Genomic DNA, 3,365 nt, shown 5'->3' with positions numbered 1-3,365 from the left:
CCGGGGATGTGTGTCGGGCACCGGACCCGTGTGCGGCCGGGGTCAGACCCGGCGGATCCGGGCCATCCAGGCCGGGAGGTCGACCCGGTCACCGGCCGGGAGGCCGACGGCGGCGCTCTGCTGCTCGCCCACGACGCCGCGGTAGGTGCTCGTCGCGACGTCCTCGACCCGCCAGCCGGGACGGTCGAACGCGACGCGGATGTCGGACTCGTCGACCTCCGGCCCGAAGCCGGGCCCCCGGGTGGACAGCGCGAGCAGGTGCAGCAGCGCGCCCGGCGCGCACACCTCGAGCAGCGCCTCGGCGTAGCGGGCCCGGTCGCCGGCGTCGAAGATGTGGAACAGGGCGCTGTCCAGCACCGTGTCGAACGTGCCGAGATCGCGCAGCCCGGCGGGGTCGAGGGCGTCGACCTCGGCGAACCGTGCGGCGATTCCGCGGGTCCCGGCCGCGGCCCGCGCCCGGGCCAGGGCGGTGGGCGCGGCGTCGGCGCCGAGCACGTCGTAGCCGAGCGCGGCCAGGTGCAGGGTGTGCTCGCCGGTGCCGCAGCCCAGGTCGAGCACGCGGCCGGTGAATCCGCCCGCCCGTACCAGCGCGACGACGGCCGGCTGCGGCTCGTCGATCACCCACGGGGGTGTCCCGTCGACGTAGGCCTTCTCGAAGGTGTCGGTACTCGGTGTGACGTCCATGGTTCGGCTCCCCGGGTCTGTCGCAACGGTGTCGTGGACGACCGTGCAACCTCGACCCGGCTCGAGGTCAAGCCCAGGTCGCCCGCCCCAGCCGGTTCGGATCGACCTGCGACGCGCCGGCTCGTCCCCGTCGCCGAACTCACCAACGAAACGATGGTTTCGTTGGGCACGCTACGGCGTAAAATTACTTTGTACTAGTAACTCAGTTATAAACTATGGAACTGGTAACCTCTGCTCCGTGGACGACAACGCCGTACGCTGCGGATACAGCCGATGTCGCGCCGAGCTGCCGGCGCCGGGCCCGCAGGGCGGGCGGCCACGGACGTTCTGCCGCGACACCCGGTGGCCGGGCGGGCGGACCTGCGCGCAGATGGCCCGCGCGGAGCGGGAGGCGCTGGGAGCGCTGGGGCTCGACTCCGGCGCCGGGGCGTTCGCCCTGGACGCCGACCGGCTGCGCGAGCACGTCGACGCGGTCCGCGGGCCGGTCCGGGAGCTGGGGGAGGCCCTGGACGGGGTGGCCGCCCGGCTGGACCAGGTCCAGCGGGAGGCGGTCGACGCCGTGGAGCAGGCCCGGGCCCGCACCGCCGACGCCGACCGCGCCCGGACCGAGGCGGAGCGGGCGCGCGACGAGGCGGTCGCCCGGGCCCGGGAGGCGACCCGCAAGGCCGAGGCCGCCGCGGCCGACCGGGCCGAGGCCGTCGCCCGCGCGAGCGCCGCGGCCCAGCAGGCCATGGAGGCGACCGAGGCGCTCGGCGCGGCCCGCCAGGAGGCCGAGGAGGCCACCGCCGGCCGGCAACGCGCGCAGGAGACGGCCGTCGCCGCGCAGGCCCGGACGGCGGAGGCCGAGCAGGCCCGGTCGGTGTCGGCGCTCGAGGCCCAGCGGGCCGGGGACGAGCGCGACGGGGAGCGCGCCCGGTCCGTCGAGCTCGCCGCGGAACGCGACGACGCACGCGCGGTCGCCGACGGCCTGCGCGCCGACATCGCCACGGTCACGGCGGCGCGCGACCACGCGCACGCCCTGCGCGAGCGGGCGCACGCCGACCGGGACACCGCCCTGGCCGAACGCGACACCGCCCGTATGCGCGCCGACGAGCTCACCGCGGAGCGCGACGGGCTGCGCGAGGACCGCGACCGCGTCCGCGACGAGCTCGCGCGCCTGCGCTCCGAGCTGGCCGGGGCCCGGACCGAGGTCGCTCACCAGCGTGAACGTGCCGACGCCGAGTCCGCCCGGCGGGAGCGCGCGGAACAGGCCGACCGGGCGGCACGTCTGCATCCCGACGACCTGCGCACGCTGGTCGCGGCGCTGCAACCGCCGGAGGCGGACGAACAGGGATAGCGCGCTCCGGGAAAACCTGTCGGTGCGGGATGCGACGCTCCCGTCCATCACCGGATCCGGCCCGAAAGCGGACCTGCACCGCTATCTGCAGGCGGGCCGCAACGCCCTGCTCTGGAAGCTCGACGGCCTGGGCGAGTACGACCTGCGCCGGCCGATGACCCCGACCGGCACCAACCTGCTGGGCCTGGTCAAGCACGTCGCGGTGTGCGAGCTGGGGTACTTCGGCGCGGTGTTCGGACGCCCGTCGGCCGAGCCCCAGCCCTGGCTCGACGAGGGCGCGGACCCGAGCGTGGACATGTTCGCGACCGCCGACGAGTCATCCGCCGACGTCGTCGCGTTCTACCGGCGGGTCTGGGCGCACTCGGACACGACGATCGGGACGCTCGCCCTGGACGCCGTCGGGCGCGTCGCGTGGTGGCCAGAGGACCGCCGGGAGCTGACGCTGCACCGGGCCCTGGTCCACATGATCGCCGAGACACACCGGCACGCCGGCCACGCCGACATCGTCCGGGAGGCGATCGACGGCGTGGCCGGGCTCAGCGCGGGCAACGACAACATGCCGCCCGGCGACGAGGCCCGGTGGCGGGCGCACCACGACCGGCTCGAGCGCCTGGCCCGGGACGCGGGCGGGGCCTGACCGGGAGCGGCACCGGACGCGGCACCCGGGGCGCGGAGCACGGTCAGGTGCCCGGCGGGCGCTGTGCGGGGGTGGTCGTCTCCAGCTCCTCGACGCGGCTGCGCAGCGTGCGCAGCTCGGCGAGGACGGCGGTCCAGTCCGCCGGCGTCGGCTGCGCGGCCCGCTGCTCGTCGCCGACGCGCTCCAGGAACCAGGTGGCGATCGCCGCGGTCACCGTGCCCAGCACGGCGATCCCGGCCAGCATCAGCGCGGCCGCCACGAGCCGTCCCTCGGTGGTGACCGGGTAGCGGTCCCCGTAGCCGACGGTGGTGATCGTGGTCAGCACCCACCACAGGGCGTCGCCGAACGTCGTGATCGACGACTCCGGTGCGTCCCGCTCGGCCTCGAACACGCCCAGCGCGGCCACGAACGACACCAGCCCCACGGTGACGACGAGGTACCCGCCGACCCGGCCGCGGAAGTCGTCGCGCAGCACCCGGGTCAGCGTCGAGACCGCGGCGATCAGCCGGAGCAGGCGCAGGAACCGGAAGAACGGGGCCAGCACGACCAGCAGGTCCACCGGGTTGGCCAGCACGAACCGTCGCCGGTTCCGGGCGCAGACCAGCCGACCGACGTAGTCCACGACGAACACCACCCAGGTCAGCCACAGCGCGGCCTCCAGAGCGGTCCATGCGGGCTGGCCGGGCCGGGTGGCCAGCACCTGCACGG

The 3,365-nt window shown here is 75.7% G+C and carries 4 protein-coding genes; 2 read left to right on the top strand and 2 right to left on the bottom strand.

The annotated features are described in order from the left end of the window. Positions 1-42: 42 nt before the first annotated feature. Positions 43-684 (bottom strand): bifunctional 2-polyprenyl-6-hydroxyphenol methylase/3-demethylubiquinol 3-O-methyltransferase UbiG, encoded by a 642-nt coding sequence (locus I4I78_RS31365; RefSeq protein ID WP_218615131.1) that lies wholly within the window; start codon positions 682-684, stop codon positions 43-45. A 238-nt stretch (positions 685-922) separates the two neighbouring features. Here I4I78_RS31365 and I4I78_RS33200 point away from each other — a divergent pair, with 238 nt between their 5' ends. Further along, the gene (locus I4I78_RS33200) at positions 923-2,020 is read left to right on the top strand and encodes a response regulator receiver protein (protein WP_226380800.1); all 1,098 of its coding nucleotides are present in this window, start codon (positions 923-925) and stop codon (positions 2,018-2,020) included. Positions 2,021-2,042: 22 nt separating this feature from the next. Further along, a complete protein-coding gene (locus I4I78_RS33195; RefSeq protein ID WP_308252471.1) occupies positions 2,043-2,657 on the top strand; it encodes a DUF664 domain-containing protein in 615 nt (204 codons plus the stop codon). 43 nt (positions 2,658-2,700) lie between these two features. On the opposite strand, the gene I4I78_RS31355 is transcribed toward I4I78_RS33195, so the two are convergent. Beyond that, positions 2,701-3,365: potassium channel family protein (locus I4I78_RS31355; protein ID WP_218615130.1), on the bottom strand; the 665-nt coding region annotated here is incomplete at its 5' end.

It is taken from the genome of Pseudonocardia sp. KRD291 (assembly GCF_019263595.1).
GTDB lineage: Bacteria > Actinomycetota > Actinomycetes > Mycobacteriales > Pseudonocardiaceae > Pseudonocardia.
This window is presented reverse-complemented; position numbering and strand designations above follow the sequence as displayed.